At 56.7% G+C, this 22,543-nt stretch carries 18 protein-coding genes; 4 read left to right on the top strand and 14 right to left on the bottom strand.

The genetic code is table 11. From position 1 onward, the window contains the following. Nucleotides 1-54: 54 nt before the first annotated feature. Genes cysC through cysG form a run of 4 tightly spaced genes read right to left on the bottom strand, consistent with a single transcriptional unit; the run spans nt 55 to nt 4,361 of the window. Nucleotides 55-660 carry an adenylyl-sulfate kinase gene (gene cysC / locus USG84_RS11635; RefSeq protein ID WP_151412397.1) on the bottom strand — a complete coding sequence of 202 codons (606 nt, stop codon included), beginning with the start codon at nt 658-660 and terminating at the stop codon, nt 55-57. Further along, nucleotides 660-2,084, bottom strand: a complete 1,425-nt coding sequence (gene cysN, locus USG84_RS11630) for a sulfate adenylyltransferase subunit CysN (RefSeq protein ID WP_061097241.1) — start codon at nt 2,082-2,084, stop codon at nt 660-662. The genes cysC and cysN overlap by 1 nt, the downstream gene beginning before the upstream one ends. Nucleotides 2,085-2,093: 9 nt before the next feature. Then, on the bottom strand, nt 2,094-3,002 hold the full coding sequence (gene cysD, locus USG84_RS11625; RefSeq protein WP_008499613.1) for a sulfate adenylyltransferase subunit CysD: 909 nt from the start codon (nt 3,000-3,002) through the stop codon (nt 2,094-2,096). Nucleotides 3,003-3,011: 9 nt separating this feature from the next. Next, nucleotides 3,012-4,361 carry a siroheme synthase CysG gene (cysG, locus tag USG84_RS11620; RefSeq protein WP_320738292.1) on the bottom strand — a complete coding sequence of 450 codons (1,350 nt, stop codon included), beginning with the start codon at nt 4,359-4,361 and terminating at the stop codon, nt 3,012-3,014. Between the two features lie 246 nt (nt 4,362-4,607). Here cysG and USG84_RS11615 point away from each other — a divergent pair, with 246 nt between their 5' ends. Further along, nucleotides 4,608-5,651 (top strand): aminopeptidase, encoded by a 1,044-nt coding sequence (locus USG84_RS11615; protein WP_061097239.1) that lies wholly within the window; start codon nt 4,608-4,610, stop codon nt 5,649-5,651. Between the two features lie 70 nt (nt 5,652-5,721). On the opposite strand, the gene cysH is transcribed toward USG84_RS11615, so the two are convergent. From cysH to cysJ, 3 genes are read right to left on the bottom strand one after another with little or no spacing between them, the layout of a single operon-like run. After that, nucleotides 5,722-6,456, bottom strand: coding sequence for a phosphoadenosine phosphosulfate reductase (cysH, locus tag USG84_RS11610; RefSeq protein ID WP_061097238.1), 735 nt, complete (start codon nt 6,454-6,456; stop codon nt 5,722-5,724). A 15-nt stretch (nt 6,457-6,471) separates the two neighbouring features. Next, on the bottom strand, nt 6,472-8,184 hold the full coding sequence (gene cysI / locus USG84_RS11605; protein WP_023309000.1) for an assimilatory sulfite reductase (NADPH) hemoprotein subunit: 1,713 nt from the start codon (nt 8,182-8,184) through the stop codon (nt 6,472-6,474). Then, nucleotides 8,184-9,989, bottom strand: a complete 1,806-nt coding sequence (gene cysJ, locus USG84_RS11600) for an NADPH-dependent assimilatory sulfite reductase flavoprotein subunit (protein WP_320738274.1) — start codon at nt 9,987-9,989, stop codon at nt 8,184-8,186. The genes cysI and cysJ overlap by 1 nt, the downstream gene beginning before the upstream one ends. A gap of 306 nt (nt 9,990-10,295) precedes the next feature. Here cysJ and queD point away from each other — a divergent pair, with 306 nt between their 5' ends. Next, complete coding sequence (queD, locus tag USG84_RS11595; protein ID WP_010434567.1) at nt 10,296-10,658, top strand: 6-carboxytetrahydropterin synthase QueD; 363 nt, start codon at nt 10,296-10,298, stop codon at nt 10,656-10,658. A gap of 29 nt (nt 10,659-10,687) precedes the next feature. On the opposite strand, the gene queE is transcribed toward queD, so the two are convergent. Genes queE through USG84_RS11580 form a run of 3 tightly spaced genes read right to left on the bottom strand, consistent with a single transcriptional unit; the run spans nt 10,688 to nt 13,680 of the window. After that, a complete protein-coding gene (gene queE, locus USG84_RS11590; protein ID WP_028014249.1) occupies nt 10,688-11,359 on the bottom strand; it encodes a 7-carboxy-7-deazaguanine synthase QueE in 672 nt (223 codons plus the stop codon). Between the two features lie 54 nt (nt 11,360-11,413). Further along, nucleotides 11,414-12,121, bottom strand: coding sequence for an N-acetylmannosamine-6-phosphate 2-epimerase (locus USG84_RS11585; RefSeq protein WP_151412394.1), 708 nt, complete (start codon nt 12,119-12,121; stop codon nt 11,414-11,416). Continuing rightward, nucleotides 12,121-13,680 carry a PTS transporter subunit EIIC gene (locus USG84_RS11580; protein WP_320738273.1) on the bottom strand — a complete coding sequence of 520 codons (1,560 nt, stop codon included), beginning with the start codon at nt 13,678-13,680 and terminating at the stop codon, nt 12,121-12,123. Before USG84_RS11580 ends, USG84_RS11585 begins: the two co-directional genes overlap by 1 nt. Before the next feature lie 165 nt (nt 13,681-13,845). On the opposite strand from USG84_RS11580, the gene USG84_RS11575 reads away from it, so the two are divergent. Both USG84_RS11575 and USG84_RS11570 read left to right on the top strand, forming a co-directional pair. Continuing rightward, complete coding sequence (locus tag USG84_RS11575) at nt 13,846-14,670, top strand: MurR/RpiR family transcriptional regulator (RefSeq protein WP_028014252.1); 825 nt, start codon at nt 13,846-13,848, stop codon at nt 14,668-14,670. A 358-nt stretch (nt 14,671-15,028) separates the two neighbouring features. Further along, the gene (locus USG84_RS11570; protein WP_151412393.1) at nt 15,029-16,138 is read left to right on the top strand and encodes an SDR family oxidoreductase; all 1,110 of its coding nucleotides are present in this window, start codon (nt 15,029-15,031) and stop codon (nt 16,136-16,138) included. Between the two features lie 53 nt (nt 16,139-16,191). Here the strand turns inward: USG84_RS11570 and eno are convergent, their stop codons facing one another. The 4 genes from eno to relA form a co-directional block, all read right to left on the bottom strand. Beyond that, the gene (gene eno / locus USG84_RS11565; protein ID WP_006811784.1) at nt 16,192-17,490 is read right to left on the bottom strand and encodes a phosphopyruvate hydratase; all 1,299 of its coding nucleotides are present in this window, start codon (nt 17,488-17,490) and stop codon (nt 16,192-16,194) included. 82 nt (nt 17,491-17,572) lie between these two features. Next, nucleotides 17,573-19,210 carry a glutamine hydrolyzing CTP synthase gene (pyrG, locus tag USG84_RS11560; protein ID WP_028014254.1) on the bottom strand — a complete coding sequence of 546 codons (1,638 nt, stop codon included), beginning with the start codon at nt 19,208-19,210 and terminating at the stop codon, nt 17,573-17,575. Between the two features lie 223 nt (nt 19,211-19,433). Then, complete coding sequence (gene mazG / locus USG84_RS11555; RefSeq protein WP_045261274.1) at nt 19,434-20,225, bottom strand: nucleoside triphosphate pyrophosphohydrolase; 792 nt, start codon at nt 20,223-20,225, stop codon at nt 19,434-19,436. A gap of 65 nt (nt 20,226-20,290) precedes the next feature. After that, on the bottom strand, nt 20,291-22,522 hold the full coding sequence (gene relA / locus USG84_RS11550) for a GTP diphosphokinase (RefSeq protein WP_061097232.1): 2,232 nt from the start codon (nt 22,520-22,522) through the stop codon (nt 20,291-20,293). Nucleotides 22,523-22,543: the final 21 nt, after the last annotated feature.

The raw sequence follows: 22,543 nt of genomic DNA, 5'->3' as shown, positions 1-22,543 counted from the left end.
AATCCTGTGACCGTGACTCATCGTGCGGGAAGACAGCTCCCGAACGATACCGCCTCAGGATCTGATAATATCGTCCCGTCTGAGCAGGTCTAATAATTGGCTGACTAAATTTGTTACCAATTGTTGACCTTCCAGGTGAATCTCAGGCGATTCAGGCGCTTCGTAAACCGAGTCAATTCCGGTGAAGTTCCGCAGCTCGCCGGCACGCGCTTTTTTGTACAGCCCTTTCGGGTCGCGCGCTTCACAGATCTCCAGCGGCGTATCGACAAACACTTCAATAAAGCGATCCTGGCCCACGCGCTCGCGCACCATCTGGCGCTCGGCGCGGTGCGGCGAGATAAACGCCGTCAGCACCACCAGCCCGGCGTCTGCCATCAGGTTGGCAACTTCACCTACCCGGCGAATGTTCTCTTTGCGGTCGTCGTCGCTGAACCCCAAATCGCTGCACAGGCCGTGACGCACGTTGTCGCCATCCAGCAGGTAGGTACTTACTCCCTGCTGATGCAGCGCCTCTTCCAGCGCGCCCGCTACCGTGGATTTACCGGAGCCAGACAGCCCGGTAAACCACAGCACAACTCCACGGTGCCCGTGGAGCTGTTCGCGCTGGGCGACGGTAACCGGATGAGGATGCCAGACGACGTTCTCATCATGGGCGGCCATTACTTGCCTCCCAGCAGATCGCGGGCGCCCCAGTGCGGGAAGTGCTTACGCACCAGCGCGTTAAGCTCCAGCTCGAAGGCGCTGAATTCAGAGGCCGCGGTCGCCTGCTCGTTTGGCTCACGCACCATCCCCGCGCCGACGGTAACGTTCGTCAGACGGTCGATAAAGATCAGCCCCCCGGTTACCGGGTTCTGCTGATACGGATCCAGCACCAGCGGCTCGTCGAAGGTCAGATCCACCAGGCCAATACCGTTCAGCGGCAGCTCGCTCACGTCTCGGTGGGTCAGGTTGTTGATGTCCACCTGGAACTGAATGCCGTCCACGCGGGCGCGGGTTTTCTTGCCAGCAATTTTGATGTCGTAGCTCTGTCCGGCGGTCAGCGGCTGTTCGGCCATCCACACCACGTCCACGGACGCGCCCTGCACCGCCGCCAGCGTCTCCTGCGCGTCGACCAGCAGGTCACCGCGGCTGATATCAATTTCGTCCTTCAGCACCAGCGTGACCGCTTCCCCTGCCCCGGCTTCCTGAAGGTCGCCGTCGAACGTCACGATGCGAGCGATTGCCGACTCCACGCCGGATGGTAGCACCTTAACGCGCTGCCCCACCTTCACGGAACCGGAGGCGATCGTGCCGGAGAAGCCGCGGAAATCAAGGTTAGGACGGTTAACGTACTGCACCGGGAAGCGCATTGGCTGGGTATCAACCACGCGCTGGATCTCAACGGTCTCCAGCACTTCCAGCAGCGTCGGGCCGCTGTACCACGGCATGTTCGCGCTCTGGGAGGCGACGTTATCCCCTTCCAGCGCGGAGAGCGGCACAAAGCGAATATCCAGGTTGCCCGGCAGCTGTTCGGCAAAGGTCAGGTAGCTCTGGCGGATCTCCTCGAATTTCTCTTCGCTGAAGTTGACCAGATCCATCTTGTTGACCGCCACCACCAGGTGTTTGATCCCAAGCAGCGTGGAGATAAAGCTGTGGCGACGGGTTTGGTCCAGCACGCCTTTACGCGCGTCCATCAGCAGGATCGCCAGATCGCAGGTGGATGCGCCGGTCGCCATATTGCGGGTGTACTGCTCGTGCCCCGGGGTATCGGCGATAATAAATTTGCGCTTTTCGGTAGAGAAATAGCGATAGGCCACGTCGATGGTGATCCCCTGCTCGCGCTCCGCCTGCAGGCCGTCCACCAGCAGCGCCAGGTCGAGTTTTTCGCCCTGGGTGCCGTGACGCTTGCTGTCGTTATGCAGGGAAGAGAGCTGATCTTCATAAATCTGGCGCGTGTCGTGCAGCAGGCGGCCAATCAGGGTACTTTTCCCGTCATCCACGCTGCCGCAGGTGAGAAAGCGCAGCAGGCTTTTGTGCTGCTGGGCGTGCAGATACGCTTCTACGCCGCCTTCGTTGGCAATTTGTTGAGCAATAGTGGTGTTCATGGCGGCTCCTTAGAAATAACCCTGACGTTTCTTCAGCTCCATGGAGCCTGCCTGGTCGCGGTCAATCACGCGCCCCTGTCGCTCGCTGGTGGTGGACACCAGCATCTCTTCGATGATCTCCGGCAGCGTCTGCGCGTTCGATTCCACCGCGCCGGTCAGAGGCCAGCAGCCGAGGGTGCGGAAACGCACCATCTGTTTTTTGATCACTTCACCCGGCTGTAAATCAATACGATCGTCGTCGATCATCATCAGCATGCCGTCGCGCTCCAGCACCGGGCGCTCGGCGGCCAGGTACAGCGGCACAATCTCAATATTTTCCAGATAGATGTACTGCCAGATATCCAGCTCGGTCCAGTTAGAGAGCGGGAAGACGCGAATGCTTTCGCCCTTGTTGATCTGGCCGTTGTAGTTGTGCCACAGCTCCGGGCGCTGGTTTTTCGGATCCCAGCGGTGGAAGCGGTCACGGAAAGAGTAGATACGCTCTTTGGCGCGGGATTTTTCCTCGTCGCGGCGCGCGCCGCCGAAGGCCGCGTCAAAACCGTATTTGTTCAGCGCCTGCTTCAGCCCTTCGGTTTTCATGATGTCGGTATGCTTGGCGCTGCCGTGGACGAACGGGTTAATGCCCATCGCCACCCCTTCAGGGTTTTTGTGCACCAGCAGCTCGCAGCCGTAGGCTTTCGCGGTACGGTCGCGAAACTCGTACATTTCGCGGAATTTCCAGCCGGTATCCACGTGCAGGAGCGGGAACGGCAGCGTGCCCGGATAAAACGCTTTACGCGCCAGGTGCAGCATGACGCTGGAATCTTTACCGATGGAGTACATCATCACCGGGTTAGAGAACTCGGCGGCCACTTCGCGGATAATATGGATACTTTCCGCTTCGAGCTGCCGCAGGTGAGTAAGTCGTTTTTGGTCCATAACCGTTCCTTAAGCCAAATTTACAACAGAAGAACCGAAGCCTTCTGTATCGGTTGTGTGTTGGAACCAGGCGAGGGTGCTGTGCAGCTGCACCACCTCTCCCACCACGATCAGGGCGGGCATCGGGGCGTCTTTCGCCAGGGTTGCAAGGTCTTGTAATGTGCCGATAGCGACATGCTGATCGACGCGCGTACCGCGAGAGATCACGGCTACCGGCGTCGCCGCCTCGCGACCGTGCTGAATAAGCTGTTCGCTGATGTCTGCGGCCTTCATCGTGCCCATGTAGATCGCCAGCGTTTGTCGGCTCTGGGCAAGGTGCGACCAGTCGAACGGCGTGCTGTCGGCCTTGTAGTGGCCGGTCACAAAGGTGACGCTCTGGGCGTAATCGCGATGGGTCAGCGGAATTCCGGCGTAGGCCGTTACGGCCGATGCCGCCGTGATGCCGGGCACCACCTGGAACGGCACGCCCGCCTCGGCTGCCGCCTGCAGTTCTTCACCGCCGCGACCGAAAATGAACGGGTCGCCCCCTTTCAGGCGCACCACGGTTTTGCCCGCTTTCGCGGCGGCAATCAGCATCTGGTTGGTCTCGTGCTGCGGCACGGAGTGCTCCCCCGCCCGCTTGCCGACGCAGATTTGCTCCGCATCGCGACGGATCAGCTCGCGCACGCCGTCGGTGACCAGGTGGTCGTAGAACACCACGTCGGCATCCTGCAGAATCTGCAGGCCGCGCAGGGTCAGAAGCCCGGCATCGCCCGGCCCGGCCCCCACCAGAACGATCTCCCCGCCCGTACTGCCGGGGTTATCCAGTTCGTCTTCGAGAATTTTCTGCGCCGCCGTCTCATTGCCCGCCTGCATCAGGCTGGCAAAGCGGCCGCGAAATACGCGCTCCCAGAAGCGACGGCGTTCCGTCACGCTGGTCAGGCGGTTTTTTAAATGGTTGCGCCAGAAGCTGGCTTTCTCCGCCATGCGCCCGAGGCTGGTTGGCAGCAGCGCTTCGATCTTTTCCCGCAGCACGCGCGCCAGCACCGGCGCGGTGCCGCCGGAGGAGATCGCCACCAGCAGCGGCGAGCGGTCAACGATCGACGGGAAGATAAACGAGCATAAAGGCTGGTCGTCCACCACGTTCACCAGACGGTAACGGGCCTGGGCGGCTTCGGAGACACGCCGGTTCAGTTCGCGATTTTCAGTCGCCGCAATCACCAGCACCACGCTGTCGATTTGTGACTCGTCGAAATCCGCCTCTTCAACAACCCGCACCTGTGCCCCTGCGCGCTGCAGAAACGCGATTTTGCGATCGGCAATTTCACCCGTGCCGACAACCAGTACCGGTCGGTCTTTTAAGGCGGCAAAAAGGGGCAGATAGTCCACAGGCAACAACTCACTAACAACGAGGAATAGAGGGACTATAGGGGGCGGCTTAGATCGAATGAAATTACGAATTGGAATGAGTAGTTACTCAATGGAATAACGCCGTGAAAAAGCAAATACCAAAAAATGCTTAACACGCGAAATTTCGGGCATTTAAGAGCAATTCAAATTGTGTATGGACGATCACAGTTTCATACTATGCACGTTATTATTTTGCTCTGTTTTTAAGGACTCACTATGTTTTCCGCAACGCGCCACCGTATTGCTGCCCTGGCGCTCGGCGTTTGCTTTATCCTTCCGGCTCAGGCAAAAAATCAACCTTATGGTGAAATCGCCACTATGCAGGCGCGGCATATTGCAACGGTTTTCCCTGGCCGCATGACCGGTTCACCCGCGGAGATGCTCTCCGCCGACTATATTCGCCAGCAGTTTGCACAGATGGGCTACCAGAGTGATATACGCTCGTTTCACAGCCGCTACATCTATACCTCACGCAATAAAACGCAGAACTGGCATAACGTGACCGGCAGTACGGTGATTGCCGCGCATGAAGGAAAGGCGGCTGAGCAGATTATTATCATGGCGCACCTGGATACCTACGCGCCAATGAGCGACGCCGATATTGATAATAACCTTGGTGGACTGACGCTGCAGGGCATGGACGATAATGCAGCGGGTCTCGGCGTGATGCTTGAACTGGCTGAACGCCTTAAGAATATCCCGACGAAATACGGTATTCGCTTTGTGGCGACCAGCGGCGAAGAAGAAGGGAAACTCGGTGCTGAGAATCTCCTTAAACGGATGAGCGCTGAGGAGAAGAAAAATACGCTGCTGGTGATTAACCTCGATAACCTGATCGTGGGCGATAAGCTCTATTTTAACAGCGGACAAAGCACGCCGAGCAGCGTACGTAAGCTCACCCGCGACCGCGCGCTGGCGCTTGCCCGTACGCATGGCGTCTATGCCGCGACAAACCCAGGCGGTAACCCGGATTATCCAAAAGGCACTGGCTGTTGTAACGACGGGGAAGTGTTTGATAAGGCAGGCATTCCGGTGCTGTACGTCGAGGCGACGAACTGGGCGCTGGGCAAAAAGGATGGCTATCAGCAGCGCGCTAAATCGAAAGCGTTCCCGGACGGAACCAGCTGGCATGATGTGCGGCTGGATAACCAGCAGCATATAGACAGCGCCCTGCCGCAGCGGATTGAACACCGCAGCCGCGACGTGGTGAAAGTGATGCTGCCGCTGGTGAAGGAGCTGGCGAAAGCGGGGAAAGCCTGAGGCGTTAAGCATAGCGCGGCCTTATGCCCTCACCCCAACCCTCTCCCACCGGGAGAGGGAGGATAAAGGATCACCCTTCGTGCAGCCCGCACTCGCGCTTCAGCCCAAAGAATCGCGTCTCTTCTTCCGCCATTCCCGGTTCCCATTTGCGCGTGGTGTGGGTGTCGCCCACGGACAGGTAGCCCTGGTCCCACAGCGGATGGTACTTGAGCCCGTGTTTTTGCAGGTACTGATACACCGTGCGGTTATCCCAGTCGATAATCGGCAGCACTTTGAACACGCCGCGCTGGACCGCCAGCACCGGCAAGGTTGCACGGCTGCCGGACTGCTCGCGGCGCAGGCCGGCAAACCACGTCTGCGCGTTCAGCTCTTTCAGCGCCCGGTTCATCGGCTCGACTTTGTTGATCTCATTGTATTTCTCAATACCCTCCACGCCCTGCTCCCACAGCTTGCCGTAGCGCGCCTCCTGCCAGGCCGCGCTTTCCGTTGCGCGGTAGACTTTGAGGTTAAGCCTGAGCTTGTCCGTCAGCTCATCGATAAACTGGTAGGTTTCCGGGAACAGGTAGCCGGTATCGGTGAGGATCACCGGAATGTCCGGACGGATCTGATTCACCAGATGCAGGCTGACCGCCGCCTGAATGCCAAAGCTCGACGACAGCACATAATCTCCCGGCAGGTTTTCCAGCGCCCACGCCACGCGACCTTCGGCGTCCAGCTTTTCAAGGTGGGCGTTAGTTTCTGCCAGCTGAAGAATGCGTTCGACTTTTGGCAGGTCATTAAGGGCGTTTAGATCGAGTACGGACATAATTACCTCTCGTGGTTACTCCCAGAAATCCCTTGCGGGATCGAGCACCGGGCGAATGATGCCCGCACGCACCGTAAAATCGCCGAAGCCTTCACCCGCTTCGCGCTCTTTCGCCCAGCGCCCGACAAGCTCGTCGATAGAGTCAAGAATTTCCGGCTCGGTGATGTTCTCGCGGAACATGCGCGGAATGCGCGTGCCGATACGGTTACCGCCGAGGTGCAGGTTATAGCGACCCGGCGCTTTCCCCACCAGCCCCAGCTCGGCCAGCATCGCGCGACCGCAGCCGTTCGGGCAGCCGGTGACGCGCATAACAATATGCTCGTCCGGAATACCATGTTTTTCCAGAATCGCTTCCACTTTGTCGGTGAATGACGGCAGGAAACGTTCCGCTTCCGCCATCGCCAGCGGGCAGGTCGGGAACGACACGCAGGCCATCGAGTTTTCACGCTGCGGCTTAACCGCATCCATTAACCCGTGATCGCGCGCCAGCTTCTCAATCTTCGCCTTCTGGCTCTCCGGCACGCCGGCAATGATGAGGTTCTGGTTAGCGGTAATGCGGAACTCGCCTTTGTGGATCTTCGCAATTTCCAGCAGACCGGTTTTCAGCGGACGGCCCGGATAATCCAGAATACGGCCGTTTTCGATAAACAGCGTCAGGTGCCATTTATTATCAATACCTTTCACCCAGCCAATGCGATCGCCGCGACCGGTGAATTCGTAAGGGCGGATCGGCTCAAACTTGATCCCCGCGCGACGCTCCACTTCCTCTTTGAACGTCTCTACCCCCACGCGCTCCAGGGTGTACTTGGTTTTCGCGTTTTTACGGTCGGTACGGTTGCCCCAGTCGCGCTGGGTGGTCACTACCGCTTCCGCCACGGCCAGCGTGTGCTCCAGCGGCAGGAAGCCGAACTCGCTCGCGGTGCGGGCGTAGGTTTTCTTGTTACCGTGCTCAATAGACAGGCCGCCGCCCACCAGCAGGTTAAAGCCAATCAGCTTGCCGTTTTCGGCAATCGCCACGAAGTTCATGTCGTTGGCGTGCAGATCGATGTCGTTCTGCGGCGGGATCACCACCGTGGTTTTGAACTTACGCGGCAGGTAGGTCTGACCGAGGATCGGTTCTTCGTCGGTGGTAGCGACTTTCTCCTGATCGAGCCAGATCTCCGCGTAGGCGCGGGTGCGCGGCAGCAGGTGCTCAGAGATCTTCTTCGCCCACTCATACGCTTCGGCGTGCAGCTCGGACTCGTACGGGTTCGAGGTGCAGAGCACGTTACGGTTCATGTCGTTGGCGGTCGCCAGCGCGTCCAGCCCGACGGAGTGGAGCATCTGGTGCACCGGCTTCACGTTCTTCTTCAGGATCCCGTGGAACTGGAAGGTCTGACGGTTAGTGAGGCGGATGCTGCCATAAATGGTGTTTTCACCCGCAAATTTGTCGATGGCCTGCCACTGTTTGGTGGTGATCACCCCGCCCGGCAGGCGGCAGCGCAGCAGCATGGCGTGGCGCGGCTCCAGCTTCTGTTCAGCGCGCTCGGCGCGGATATCGCGGTCGTCCTGCTGATACATGCCGTGGAAACGGATCAGCAGGAAGTTGTCGCCTTTGAAGCCGCCGGTGAGACCGTCATTCAGATCTTCAGCAATGGTGCCGCGCAGATAGTTGCTTTCCAGCTTCATGCGCTCGGCGTCTGTCAATTTACCTTCGACCACCAGTGGCCCTGGATGTTTTTCGCTCATTAGTAGACATCTCGCTGATAACGGCGCTCAACGCGCAGCTCACTTAAAAATTCATCCGCCGTTTCGGCATCCATACCGCCGAACTCGGCAATCACTTCCAGCAGTGCCTGCTCAACGTCTTTCGCCATGCGATTGGCGTCGCCGCAGACATAAATGTGGGCACCGTCATTGATCCAGCGCCACAGCTCTGCGCCCTGTTCGCGCAGTTTGTCTTGTACGTATACTTTTTCTTTCTGGTCGCGGGACCAGGCCAGATCGATGCGGGTCAGCACGCCCTCTTTGACGTAGCGCTGCCACTCAACCTGGTAGAGGAAATCTTCGGTAAAGTGCGGGTTGCCGAAGAACAGCCAGTTTTTACCCGGCGCGTCGTCCGCCGCGCGCTGCTGCATAAAGGCGCGGAACGGCGCGATGCCGGTGCCCGGGCCAATCATGATCACCGGGGTTTCCGGGTTCGCCGGCAGGCGGAAGTTGTCGTTGTGCTCGATAAAGACGCGCACTTCGCCCTCTTCTTCTACGCGGTCCGCCAGGAAGCTTGATGCCCCACCCGCGCGGGCGCGGCCTTCAACGTCGTAGCGCACCACGCCGACGGTAACGTGAACCTCGCTTTCCACTTCCGCCTGGGAAGAGGCGATGGAGTACAGGCGCGGGGTCAGCGGACGCAGCAGGCCGATCAGCGCGTCGGCATCCAGCTGTGCCGGAGAGAAACGCACCATATCGACAATCGGCGTCGTCGCGGCGTAATGCTGCAGCTTCGCCTTATCGCCCACCAGCGGCAGCAGGGATTCGCTGCGCGTTAAGGTGGCATAATTTTCGACGATATTCGGGGTGTTCACCGTCAGCTCGAAATGCCACTGCAGCGCCTCCGAAAGCGGCTGGGTTTTGCCGTCAACGGTGACAGGCTCATCACCCTTCAGCCACAGCAGCTCGACAAGCTCTTTTACCAGCGCCGGATCGTTCTGATACCAGACGCCCAGCGCATCGCCAGGCTGATAGCGCAGGCCGGAGTCGCCAAGATCGATTTCAATATGGCGCACGTCTTTTTCCGAGTCGCGGCCCGTAATTTTCTGGTTCACCGACAGGCTCGCCGTCAGCGGCGACTCTTTGGTGTAAGGGCTGGTGTGGATCTCATTGACGGTGCCCGCAGCGGTCACCGCGGCCTGCGCCGGCGTCTCTTTCGGGACGCGGGCTTTCAACACCTCAACGATGCGCGCGCGCCATTCGGCGGCGGCGGTCTGGTATTCCACATCCGCGTCTACGCGGTCCAGCAGGCGCTCAGCGCCAAGCTCCGCCAGCTTGCTGTCGAAGTCTTTACCGGACTGGCAGAAGAATTCATAGGAGGTATCCCCCAGGCCAAATACGGCAAACGCAGTGCCATTTAGCTTGGGTGCTTTTTTCGAGAACAGGAACTTATGCAGCGCCACCGCTTCTTCAGCAGGTTCACCTTCACCCTGGGTCGAGGCGACCACCACCAGCAGTTTTTCTGACGCGATTTGCTTGAATTTATAATCCCCAGCGTTGACCAGGTTCACGTTCAGTTTGGCGGCCAGCAGGTCATCACGCAGCGCTTCGGCCACGCGGCGGGCGTTGCCCGTCTGCGACGCGCTGATCAGCGTAATGGCAGGAATTTCCACGGCCGTTGCCGGTGCGCCTGCCACAGCGCCAGGCTGCTGGTTGAGCATTCCCCAGAAATAACCGGAGACCCAGGCAAGCTGAGTGGGAGAAAAATCAGAGGTGGCAGCCTGAAGGCGCGCCAGTTGCTCCGGGTTCAGGGGAAGCAAATTTGAAGGTGGGGCCTGTGTTGTCATGCGTCGTTATGTTCCAGTAGCCAAGCGGACTTTAAGCGAATAAATCCAAACTGAAGATAAGGTTAACGGCGTGGATAATAACAATTAAAGAAGGGATGGAAATAATAAATAACCAAATGGACTAACCTGTTTTAGTTATCGTTGTTAGCGATAAAAACGATTAAATAACCATTTGAAATAAAAGAATAAAAAGCAATAACCCTCCTGAATACCGGGCGTTCACCGTTCAGAGCCGTTTTAGTTAATGCTAAAAATTGTGCTTTCCGGTACTATGCGGCGGTTTTTTCCGCATTACTGAGAGCGATCATGTCCACCACACTGTTTAAAGATTTCACCTTCGAAGCCGCCCATCACCTTCCGCATGTTCCTGAAGGACATAAATGCGGCCGCCTGCACGGGCATTCGTTCATGGTGCGTCTTGAGATCACCGGTGAAGTTGATCCGCATACCGGTTGGATCATGGACTTTGCCGAACTGAAGGCCGCGTTTAAGCCGACCTACGATCGTCTGGATCACTACTATCTCAATGATATTCCGGGCCTGGAAAACCCGACCAGCGAAGTGCTGGCAAAATGGATTTGGGATCAGATGAAGCCGCTGGTACCGCTGCTGAGTGCGGTGATGATCAAAGAGACCTGCACGGCAGGCTGCGTGTATCGCGGAGAGTAAAAAATAGCCCGGCAAGACCGGGCATTTTTTTAGGCAATATTCAGGTACTTGTGCGTCTGCATCGACAGGCGCCAGTTGCGCGCAATGCAGGTTTCAATGCACAGGCGCGTCGCGTCCTCTTTCTGACTTATCGGCTGCAGGGCGATGACCCGCTGCTTCTCATCCGTCAGCGTCGCCAGCAGTTCGTCCAGCGCTTCGATATCGCGCACGCGCCCTACCGGGTGCTTAATTTCATCCGCGCGCTCCAGCGCCTGAGACAGCACGTCGTATCCGCCGCGCATATTCACTTTTGGCGATACCGTCACCCAGGTGGTGTGCGAGCAGCGCACTTCATGGGTGCCGCTGGTTTCAATCTGGCAGCTGTAGCCGTTCTTTTCGAGCAGCTCGGTCAGCGGCGTCAGATCGTGAATGCAGGGTTCACCGCCGGTGATGACGACGTGGCGGGCCGTCCAGCCCTGGCGACCAATAATGGCCAGCAGGTCTTCTGCGCTGCCCGCGCCCCACTTATCGCTCTCTTTGGTTTTCGCCAGAATGCTAAACAGCGATACTTCCCGATCTGCGAGCTTATCCCACGTATGTTTGGTATCACACCAGGCACAGCCAACCGGGCATCCCTGTAAACGGATAAAGATAGCGGGAACGCCGGTAAAGTAACCCTCGCCTTGCAGGGTCTGGAACATCTCGTTAATCGGGTACTGCATAGTCATCTCAGTAAAGGGGATAAACGATAAGTATCGCAGATCCCCGTCGGATGGTCATGCTCCATCGGTGCTTTGCGCGCTAATCGCCGCCATAAAGCGCGCGGTAATTTGCTGTGGACGGGTGATCGCCCCGCCGACAACGACCGTATGCGCGCCCAGCGCCAGACAGCGGGCCGCGCGATCGGGCGTATCCACGTTCCCTTCGGCAACCAAGGGAACCGTCACGGCCGCCAGCACCGCTTTCAGAAACGCACAGTCATTTTCCGGAAGCGAATGGCCCGCCGTTTCCGCCGTGTAGCCGTAAAGCGTGGTGCCGACACAGTCAAAGCCGAGCGCCTGCGCCGTCACGGCTTCGTCTACGGTGGAAATATCCGCCATCAGCAGTACCGAGGGGTAACGCGAGCGGATGGCCGTGACCAGTTTTTCCAGGGATTCCCCACCGGGACGTTTCCGCGCCGTCGCATCAAGGGCAATGATTTCCGGCGAGACGGCCATGAGCTCATCCACCTCTTTCATCGTGGCGGTGATAAATACCTCGCTCCCTGGATAGTCCCGTTTGATGATGCCGATAACCGGTAAGGATACCTGCTGCTTAATGGCCTCGATATCCACCACGCTGTTGGCGCGAATGGCGACGGCTCCGCCCTGCGCCGCCGCCAGCGCCATTCGCGACATGATAAACGGGCTGTGCAGCGGTTCGTTTTCCAGCGCCTGACAGGAGACGACCAGTTTTCCCTTTAGGTTATCCAGTACAGTTTTCATTACGATAAAATCTCTTCCACTTCGTTTTTGATAATCGTGACGTGCGGGCCATAAATGACCTGTACACCGTTACCGCGCACAATAACGCCGCGCGCGCCGGTGGCTTTCAGCGCCGCGTCATTCACTTTGCCGCCGTCTTTGACCGTCACGCGAAGCCGCGTGGCGCAGCAGTCCACCTCTTCCAGATTCTCTTTTCCGCCTAACCCGGCGATCACCGCCGCAGCGCGCTCGCTTTGCGGCAGGCTGACGTCATCAACCATCGCCTCCTTTTCACGGCCCGGCGTGGCGAAATCAAAGCGGTTAATCAGATAGCGGAAGGTGAAGTAGTAGAGGAAGAACCACGGCACGCCGACCAGCGGAACGAACATCCAGTTGGTTTTGGCTTCCCCCTGCAAAATGCCGAACAGCACGAAGTCGATAAAGCCGCCGGAGAAGGTCTGCCCGATGGTGATGTGCAGCATGTGCGCGAGCATAAACGCCAGCCCGTCAAACAGCGCATGAATGACGTAGAGCACCGGAGCAATAAACAGGAAAGAGAACTCAATGGGCTCGGTAATTCCCGTCAGGAACGAGGTTAACGCCGCGGAGAGCAGCAGCCCGGCAACGCGCTTTTTGTTCTCCGGTTTTGCCGTGTGGTACATCGCCAGGCACGCGCCGAGCAGGCCAAACATCATCGTGATAAAGCGCCCGGACATGAAGCGCGACGTACCCTCATAGAAGTGCTGCGTGTTCGGGTCGGCGAGCTGAGCAAAGAAGATCCGCTGCGTGCCCTCAACCAAATGGCCGTTTACAATCTCGCTGCCGCCGAGCGCGGTGGTCCAGAACGGAAGATAAAAGATGTGGTGCAGGCCGAACGGGCCAAGCATGCGCAAAATAAAGCCGTACAGCAGGGTGCCAAGATAACCGGTGGCATCCACCAGCCCGCCCAGACCAAAAATCAGCTTTTGAAAATGCGGCCAGACCACGGTCATAAGCGCGCCAACGAGTATCGCCGCCAGCGAGCTGATAATGGGGACAAAGCGCGAGCCGCCAAAAAAGCCCAGGAACTGCGGAAGCGCAATCTTGTTAAAACGGTGGTGCAGCGTGCAGGTCACGAGACCAATCACCACGCCGCCAAACACCCCGGTTTCCAGCGTCTGAATCCCCAGCGTCATGCCCTGCCCTATAGCTCCGGGGTTTTCCTGCGCCAGTTTGCCGGTGAGGATCAGCAGCGCGTTGATGGTGGCATTCATCACCAGAAACGCGAGTAGCGCAGCCAGCCCCGCCGTGCCCTTATCGCTTTTTGCCAGCCCGACGGCCACCCCAACGGCAAACAGCACAGAAAGGTTCGCAAATACAATTGAACCGGCGCTGCTCATGATAGTGAAAATGGCCTGAAGCCAGCTCACATCTAAAAACGGATAGGCCGCCAGCGTATTGGGGTTCGATAACGCCCCGCCGATACCGAGCAGCAGACCCGCCGCGGGCAATACGGCGATAGGCAACATAAAGGATTTGCCAAAGCGCTGCGCTTTTTCAAACCATCCACCCGACGAAGCGCCGCTGAACATTTGCATCATTTTTTCGTCCCCCCGTTAAAAGATGAAAATTTTTACCACATAAACATTTAATAGTGAAAATTATCATCACAAACCAGGAGGCCGATCATACTTTTTTAAAATGACTGGCATCTTTCCCCCGCTTTCCGCCACACTAGTCGCAGTGAAACACATTAAGGACGTGGCATGTCGGACCATGAAAACCTGCTGCTGAAGCTCCGCCAGGAGGCTTCCGGGTACAGCCCAACGCAGCAAAAACTCGGCGAGTTTGTCCTCAGCGATCCTGCCCGGGTGCTCTACCTGACCATCACCGAGCTGGCGCGCGAGAGCCACACCAGCGAGGCCAGCGTGACGCGTCTTTGCCGGACGCTGGGCTGCAAGGGGTATAACGAATTCAAAATGGCGCTGGCGCTGGATATTCAGCAGGGCCAGCCCGCGCGTCAGGCGGGGGATGAGATTGACAGCGTGGTGGATGAGTCGGTGCAGGCTCTGCAGGATACCGCGAGACTTCTCGACCGCGCGCTGCTTGAAAAAGCCGCACTGGCGCTGCACCAGGCGCAGTCCGTGCAGATTTATGGCGTCGCAGCCAGCGCGATCCTCGGGGAGTATCTGCACTACAAGCTATTAAGGCTGGGTAAATCCGCACAGCTGTTTAGCGATATGCACCGCGCGGCCATGAATGCGACCACGCTTTCGGCAGAGACGCTGGTGGTGGCGATCTCCAGCTCCGGTTCAACGCGAGATTTACTTCACGTGGTAAAACTTGCCCGCAAGCGCGGGGTGAAGGTTCTGGCGCTCAGCAATACCCCACGCAGCCCCCTCGCCTCTCTTAGCGATATGCTGCTGGTGGCCGCCAAGCCAGAAGGCCCTCTTAGCGCGGGCGCGCTCAATGCTAAAGTTGGGGTGATGCTGCTGGTCGAATTACTGACGACATCCATGATTGCGCTGGATGGTCATTACGCTGACGTCAGCCAGCAAACGGCCAGCGCCACGCTTCCTCTTCTGCTCTGAAAACCATTCGCAGGCTAAATAAAATAGCCTGCGCATTATTTTTCTCAATTTTACTTAAACAAGGCTCAATTCATTTATTTGGTACACGTTTGGTGTAACAAAGTATTTTATTTATTACATTTTGAATTATGTTTTCCGCGCTGCAACCAAAGATAAAAACACATAAAAATCATAATATTGAAATAAAAATATTAATAAATTGAATTTTTCCACCTTCTGCAATGTCCAATATTTTCACCTGATTTCCTTTCCTTAAAATAAGCTTAAGACGCTGTCTGTCCCGGCGATTTATTATTTAAATGCCGTTTACTTTTGCGCGCCTACAATCCGCCTCATCAATCATAATGAGACGGTAATAATGAAGATGTTATTAATTACAGGCGTGACCGGGTTTCTGGGCGGTGCAGTACTTGAAAAAATCCTGACCAGCGATCAATCCGTAAAACTCCTTTTACTTGCCCGCGCCGGCGATCCGCAAAGCGGACTGGCGCGCGTGCAGGAGAACATGCGTAAGTTCAACGTTTCTGAGGAGAAACTGGCCTCCCTGAGCGTGGAGAATATCCTCATCGGCGACCTCAGCCAGCCGGAGGCCTTTCTGGACGATCCCCGTCTGGACCAGGTTACGCATGTCGTTAACTGCGCGGCAGTTGCGTCATTTGGCAATAACCCGCTGATCTGGAAGGTAAACGTAGAAGGTACGCTAGCGCTGGCGCGCCGCATGGCGCAGGTCGCAGGGCTGCAGCGTTTTCTGCACGTAGGCACCGCAATGTCATGCACGCCTGAGCAGGATTCGCTGGTCGCCGAAAGTGCGGAATTCAGAGAAAACGCTGAGCACCTGGTGGAATATACGTATTCGAAGTCAACTATCGAACAGCTGATGCGCCAGGAGTGCCCTAACCTGCCGCTGCTCATCGCCCGTCCGTCGATCGTCGTCGGCCATACCCGTCACGGCTGCACGCCGTCGAGCAGCATCTTCTGGGTCTTTAGCATGGGCCTGATGCTGCAGAAGTTTATGTGCTCGATGGAAGACCGGATCGACGTTGTCCCGGTGGATTATTGCGCCGAAGCGATGTTAATGCTGCTGAGCAGCAACGCGCGCCCGGGGGAAGTGGTACACATTTCTGCCGGGGAAGAGAACAGCGTTCGCTTTGCGGATATCGATCGGGCGATGGCGCAGGCGCTGGAGAAAGCGCCCGTTGGCGATAAGTACGCGCAGGTCAGCTACGAAACGCTGGTCAAAATGCGCCGTGAACTGAAAACCATTTTTGGCCCATGCAACGAACGTCTGATGCTGAGAGCGATGCGCTTATACGGTGCCTTTGCCACGCTGAACGTGCGCTTCAGCAACGATAAGCTGATCAGCATGGGTATGCCGAAGCCACCTCGTTTTACGGATTATATCGCCCGCTGCGTGCAAACCACCCGGGGACTGACCATTCCCGAGCAGATGGCGGTCGATTTTAAATAGCCAAAAAAAATGCCAGTCATTCGACTGGCATTTTCATGTTAAGGCTTAAGCAATTATGCCTGGCCTTTGATCTCTTTACGACCGTTGTAAGGCGCTTTTTCGCCCAGCGCTTCTTCGATACGAATCAGCTGGTTGTATTTAGCAACACGGTCAGAACGGCTCATAGAACCGGTTTTGATCTGGCCAGCAGCGGTACCAACAGCCAGGTCGGCAATGGTCGCGTCTTCAGTTTCACCAGAACGGTGAGAGATAACAGCGGTGTAGCCAGCGTCTTTCGCCATTTTGATCGCAGCCAGCGTTTCGGTCAGAGAACCGATCTGGTTGAATTTGATCAGGATGGAGTTAACGATGCCTTTCTCGATGCCTTCTTTCAGGATCTTGGTGTTGGTTACGAACAGATCGTCACCAACCAGCTGGATTTTGTCGCCCAGTACTTTGGTCTGGTATGCGAAACCATCCCAGTCAGACTCGTCCAGACCGTCTTCGATAGAAACGATTGGGTACTGTTTGGTCAGGTCTTCCAGGAAGTGAGTGAACTCTTCGGAGGTGAACGCTTTGTTGCCTTCGCCAGCCAGAACGTATTTACCGTCTTTGTAGAATTCAGATGCTGCACAGTCCATCGCCAGGGTGATGTCTTTGCCCAGCTCGTAGCCTGCTGCTTTAACCGCTTCAGCGATAACAGCCAGTGCTTCTGCGTTAGAACCCAGGTTTGGCGCGTAGCCACCTTCGTCACCAACAGCAGTGTTCATACCTTTAGCTTTCAGTACTTTAGCCAGGTTGTGGAACACTTCAGAACCCATACGAACCGCTTCTTTCAGGGTTTTCGCGCCAACTGGCTGAATCATGAATTCCTGAATATCAACGTTGTTATCTGCGTGCTCACCACCGTTGATGATGTTCATCATTGGTACAGGCATAGAGTATTTGCCTGGGGTGCCGTTCAGTTCAGCGATGTGCTCGAACAGTGGCATACCTTTAGCAGCGGCTGCCGCTTTGGCGTTCGCCAGGGAAACGGCCAGGATTGCGTTCGCACCGAAGTTAGATTTGTTTTCAGTACCGTCCAGATCGATCATGATCTTGTCGATGCCAGCCTGATCTTTGGCATCTTTGCCAACGATAGCCTGAGCAATAGGACCGTTAACAGCGCCAACCGCTTTCAGTACGCCTTTGCCCATGAAACGGGATTTGTCGCCATCACGCAGTTCCAGCGCTTCGCGGGAACCCGTAGAAGCACCTGATGGAGCAGCTGCCATACCGACGAAACCACCTTCCAGATGAACTTCGGCTTCAACGGTCGGGTTACCACGGGAGTCGATGATTTCACGACCGATGACTTTAACGATTTTGGACATTAGATTTTCCTCAGTACAAGTTAAACTAAAACTCCAGACAAACAACGCGTACCGTTGGTACGCGTTGCCGTTCTAACTTTTTTTACTTCGCCTGACGCTTCTGGTACTCGCTGGCGGCTTTCACGAAGCCTGCAAACAGCGGATGTCCATCACGCGGCGTTGAAGTAAATTCCGGGTGGAACTGGCAGGCAACAAACCACGGATGGTTTGGCACCTCGATAATCTCGACTAACTGATCATCCCCGGAGCGACCCGCAACACGCAGGCCCGCGGCTTCAATTTGTTTCAACAACATGTTGTTGACTTCATAGCGGTGACGATGGCGCTCGGTGATGACCGGCTCGCCGTACAGCTTGCGAACCACGCTATCGTCGGACAGCTGGCAGGCCTGTGCGCCAAGACGCATAGTGCCACCCAGATCGCTCTTCTCGGTACGGACTTCGACGTTACCGTCTTCGTCACGCCATTCCGTAATCAGCGCCACTACAGGGTACTTACAGTCTGGCACAAATTCCGTAGAGTTCGCGTTTTCCATTCCCGCTACGTTGCGCGCAAATTCGATCAGCGCAACCTGCATACCCAGGCAGATGCCGAGGTATGGAATATTGTTTTCACGCGCATAGCGTGCAGTGGCGATCTTGCCTTCAACACCACGGTAGCCGAAGCCGCCAGGGATGAGGATAGCATCCAGATCTTTCAGAATTTCAACGCCACGTGTTTCAACATCCTGCGAATCAATCAGCTTGATGTTCACGGAGACGCGGTTCTTCAGACCACCGTGCTTCAGCGCTTCGATAACGGACTTATAGGCGTCCGGCAGTTCGATGTACTTGCCGACCATACCGATAGTCACTTCGCCTGCCGGGTTCGCTTCTTCGTAAATAACCTGTTCCCATTCAGACAGGTTAGCTTCCGGACAGTTCAAGCTGAATCGTTTACAAATATAATCGTCCAGACCCTGTGATTTCAACAGGCCCGGGATTTTATAAATGGAATCGACATCTTTCATTGAAATAACGGCTTTTTCAGGCACGTTACAGAACAATGCAATTTTCGCACGTTCGTTCGCCGGAATGGCGCGATCGGAACGGCAAACCAGGATGTCAGGCTGAATACCAATGGAGAGCAGCTCTTTAACGGAGTGCTGAGTCGGTTTGGTTTTCACTTCACCTGCTGCTGCCATGTAAGGCACCAGCGTCAGGTGCATGAACAGCGCGTGTTCACGACCAATGTCTACCGCCAGCTGACGAATCGCTTCGAGGAACGGCAGGGATTCGATATCACCCACGGTACCGCCGATTTCAACCAGCACAACGTCATGCCCTTCGCCACCGGCAAGGACGCGCTCTTTGATGGCGTTAGTGATGTGTGGGATAACCTGCACGGTCGCGCCCAGGTAGTCACCGCGGCGCTCTTTACGCAGAACGTCAGAGTAGATGCGGCCAGTCGTAAAGTTGTTACGACGGGTCATTTTGGTGCGAATGAAACGCTCGTAGTGGCCAAGATCCAGATCGGTTTCAGCGCCGTCTTCAGTAACGAACACTTCCCCGTGTTGGGTTGGGCTCATGGTGCCAGGATCGACGTTGATGTACGGATCCAGTTTCATCATGGTCACATTGAGGCCACGGGCTTCAAGAATGGCTGCGAGGGAGGCTGCGGCAATGCCTTTACCCAGAGAGGATACGACCCCGCCGGTCACAAAAATATAGTTCGTTGTCATGCTGAACCTGAGAAGTTAGGGTGAAACGATGGAATAACCAGGACGGGAAAGTAGTATACCCGAACACGGCGAGCGCCACAAACTTTCATTCTCCGTCTCCATTCCAGGCCATGACAAACATAAGGAGTGAGAAAATAGCCCCTTTTGGGTAAATGTTTTTGACGCAAATCAAGCGCTTGTCATTTAAAAAATCACACAAATTGCGCTTGATCGCAAAATTCCGTTAGAGATCAGATTCCTGGCGTTTTACTTCCTGCCAGACTTCTTCCATAGCGTCGAGGTCAATTCCGGTCATTTCCAGGCCGCGCGAGGCCACAATCCGCTCGACTTCACGAAAGCGGCGTTCGAATTTAAGGTTGGCTTTTTGCAGGGCGGTTTCCGCTTTTACCCCTAAATGGCGAGAAAGGTTGACGGTGGCGAACAGCAGGTCGCCCATTTCTTCCTCCAGCTTTGCTTCATCGACCACCGCCTGCTGCGCTTCGTGCATCACTTCGTCGATCTCTTCATGCACTTTATCCAGCACGGGTCCCAGGGAGTCCCAGTCAAAACCCACGGCCGAGCAGCGTTTCTGAATTTTATGGGCACGCATCAGCGCGGGCAGGCTCAGCGGGATATCGTCCAGCGCAGAGTGCTGGGACTTTTCAGCGCGCTCGGCGCTTTTAATCTGCTCCCAGCGGGCCAGTACCTCTGCGCTGTTTCCTGCGGTGGCATCGCCAAAGATATGCGGATGGCGGCGCTCCAGCTTGTCGCTGATAGCGGCGCAGATATCGTCAAAGTTAAAGCGCCCTTCCTCCTGCGCCATCTGGGCGTAGAACACCACCTGGAACAGCAGATCGCCGAGTTCACCGCGCAGGTCATCGAAATCCTCACGTGAAATGGCGTCCAGTACCTCATAGGTCTCTTCGAGGGTATAAGGCGCGATGGTCGCGAAAGTCTGCTCTTTGTCCCACGGGCAGCCGTTTTCCGGGTCGCGCAGGCGTTTCATGATGCCGAGCAGGCGGTCGATTTGAGTCATAGTTCAGTCCTGATAAAAAATGCCGGGCGGCGGCGTCGCCTTACCCGGCCCACAGAAGAGTGTATTTAACCGCCGTGCAGACGACGCGCGTCAATCACATCCGGCACCTGGTTCAGTTTGCCCAGCACGCGGCCGAGCACCTGCAGGTTGTAGATTTCGATGGTCATATCGATGGTGGCGAGCTGCTCGCGGGTATCGCTGCGGCTGGCAACGCCCAGCACGTTGACCTTCTCGTTGGCGAGAATGGTGGTGATATCGCGCAGCAGGCCGCTGCGGTCGTTGGCGGTGACGCGCACCACCAGCGAATAACCGGCGGAGTAGCTCTCACCCCAGACCGCTTCCACGATACGCTCCGGCGCATGGGACTGCAGCTCCGCAAGCTGGTCGCAGTCGGACCGGTGGATCGAGATCCCGCGTCCCTGGGTGATAAAGCCGACGATATCGTCCCCCGGAATCGGCTGGCAGCAGCGGGCAATGTGGTGCATCAGGTTGCCCACGCCCTCGACCACCACGCGGCCGTTGTCTTTGCTGCGCTGCTGCGGGGCATAGGTTTTCTGCTGCAGCTGCTTCAGCGCCGCCGCGTCCTGCTCTTCCGCGCTAGGCTTGTTGAACTGCGCCTGCAGGAAGTTCACCATCTGATTGAGACGGATATCACCGCCGCCAATCGCCGCCAGCAGCTCGTCAAGCTCGTTGAAGTTGTAGCGCGGCAGCAGGAATTTCTCTGCTTCTTTCAGGCTGATCCCGATATGCTCCAGCTCGTCGTCAAGGATCTGGCGACCGGCAAGAATGTTTTTGTCACGATCCTGCTTGCGGAACCAGGCGTGAATTTTGGAGCGCCCGCGGCTGGTGGTGACGTAACCCAGGTTCGGGTTAAGCCAGTCGCGGCTCGGGTTAGGCTGCTTCTGGGTGATGATTTCAATCTGGTCGCCCATCTGCAGCTGGTAGGTAAACGGCACAATACGTCCGCCGATCTTCGCCCCGATGCAGCGGTGCCCCACGTCGCTGTGGATGTGGTAGGCAAAATCGAGCGGCGTGGAGCCAGCCGGCAGGTCGACAACGTCCCCTTTCGGGGTAAAGACGTAGACGCGATCATCAAAGACCTGGCTGCGCACCTCGTCGAGCATTTCGCCGGAGTCGGCCATCTCTTCCTGCCACGCAATCAGCTTGCGCAGCCAGGCGATGCGGTCTTCGTGGCCGGAGCGTGCCCCGCCGGAAGTGCCCTCTTTATATTTCCAGTGCGCGGCCACGCCCAGCTCGGCATCTTCGTGCATCTGTTTGGTGCGGATCTGAATCTCGACCGTTTTACCGCCGGGGCCAAGCACCACGGTATGAATAGACTGGTAGCCGTTCGGTTTTGGGTTCGCGACGTAGTCGTCAAATTCATCCGGCAGGTGACGGAAGTGAGTGTGTACTATCCCCAGCGCGGCGTAGCAGTCCTGGAGTCGCTCCGCCACGATACGCACGGCGCGCACGTCAAACAGCTCGTCAAAGGCGAGATGTTTCTTCTGCATTTTGCGCCAGATGCTGTAGATGTGCTTGGGCCGACCGTAAACTTCGGCACGCACGTTCTCTTCTTTCATGGACTGGCGCAGCCCGCTGACAAACTCGTCGATGTAGTGCTCACGATCGATACGGCGCTCATGAAGGAGTTTGGCAATGCGCTTATATTCCGCCGGATGCAGATAGCGGAAGCAGTAATCTTCCAGCTCCCATTTCAGCTGACCAATCCCTAAGCGGTTCGCCAGCGGCGCATAGATGTTCGTACACTCTTTTGCGGCCAGCACGCGCTCGTCTTCAGGTGCATCTTTCACTTCACGCAGGTGGGCAATACGCTCGGCAAGCTTGATGACCACGCAGCGAAAATCATCCACCATGGCCAGCAGCATCCGGCGGACGTTATCAACCTGCTCAGAGGAGACGGAATCGGTATGCGCGGCTTTAAGCTGGCGGATAGCCGCCATATCGCGCACGCCGTGGATCAGCGCAACGACGGATTTCCCGACGCTGTCGCGCAGCACATCTTCACTGACCACATCCGCATCCGCGAGGGGAAACAGCAGCGCGGCCTGCAGCGTTTCGATGTCCATGTTCAGCATGGACAAGATTTCAACCATCTCCACGCCGCGCCATAAGAGAAGATCGGCATCCGGGTGTCCCTGCGTGGTGCGCAGACAGTAGGCCCAGGTTTCGGTTAAGCGTTCACACGACTGCTGGCTGGAAATTCCCAGACTTGCGATCCATTTTTGTGGGTCAAACTCCCCAGCTTTATTAAGATGTGCACTTCTTACCGCAACCATTGTCCTCTCCTTTAGGGACCA

Origin of the sequence: Enterobacter sp. 168J2 (assembly GCF_034107265.1) — a bacterium.
Classification (GTDB): Bacteria; Pseudomonadota; Gammaproteobacteria; order Enterobacterales; family Enterobacteriaceae; genus Enterobacter; species Enterobacter nematophilus.
This window is presented reverse-complemented; position numbering and strand designations above follow the sequence as displayed.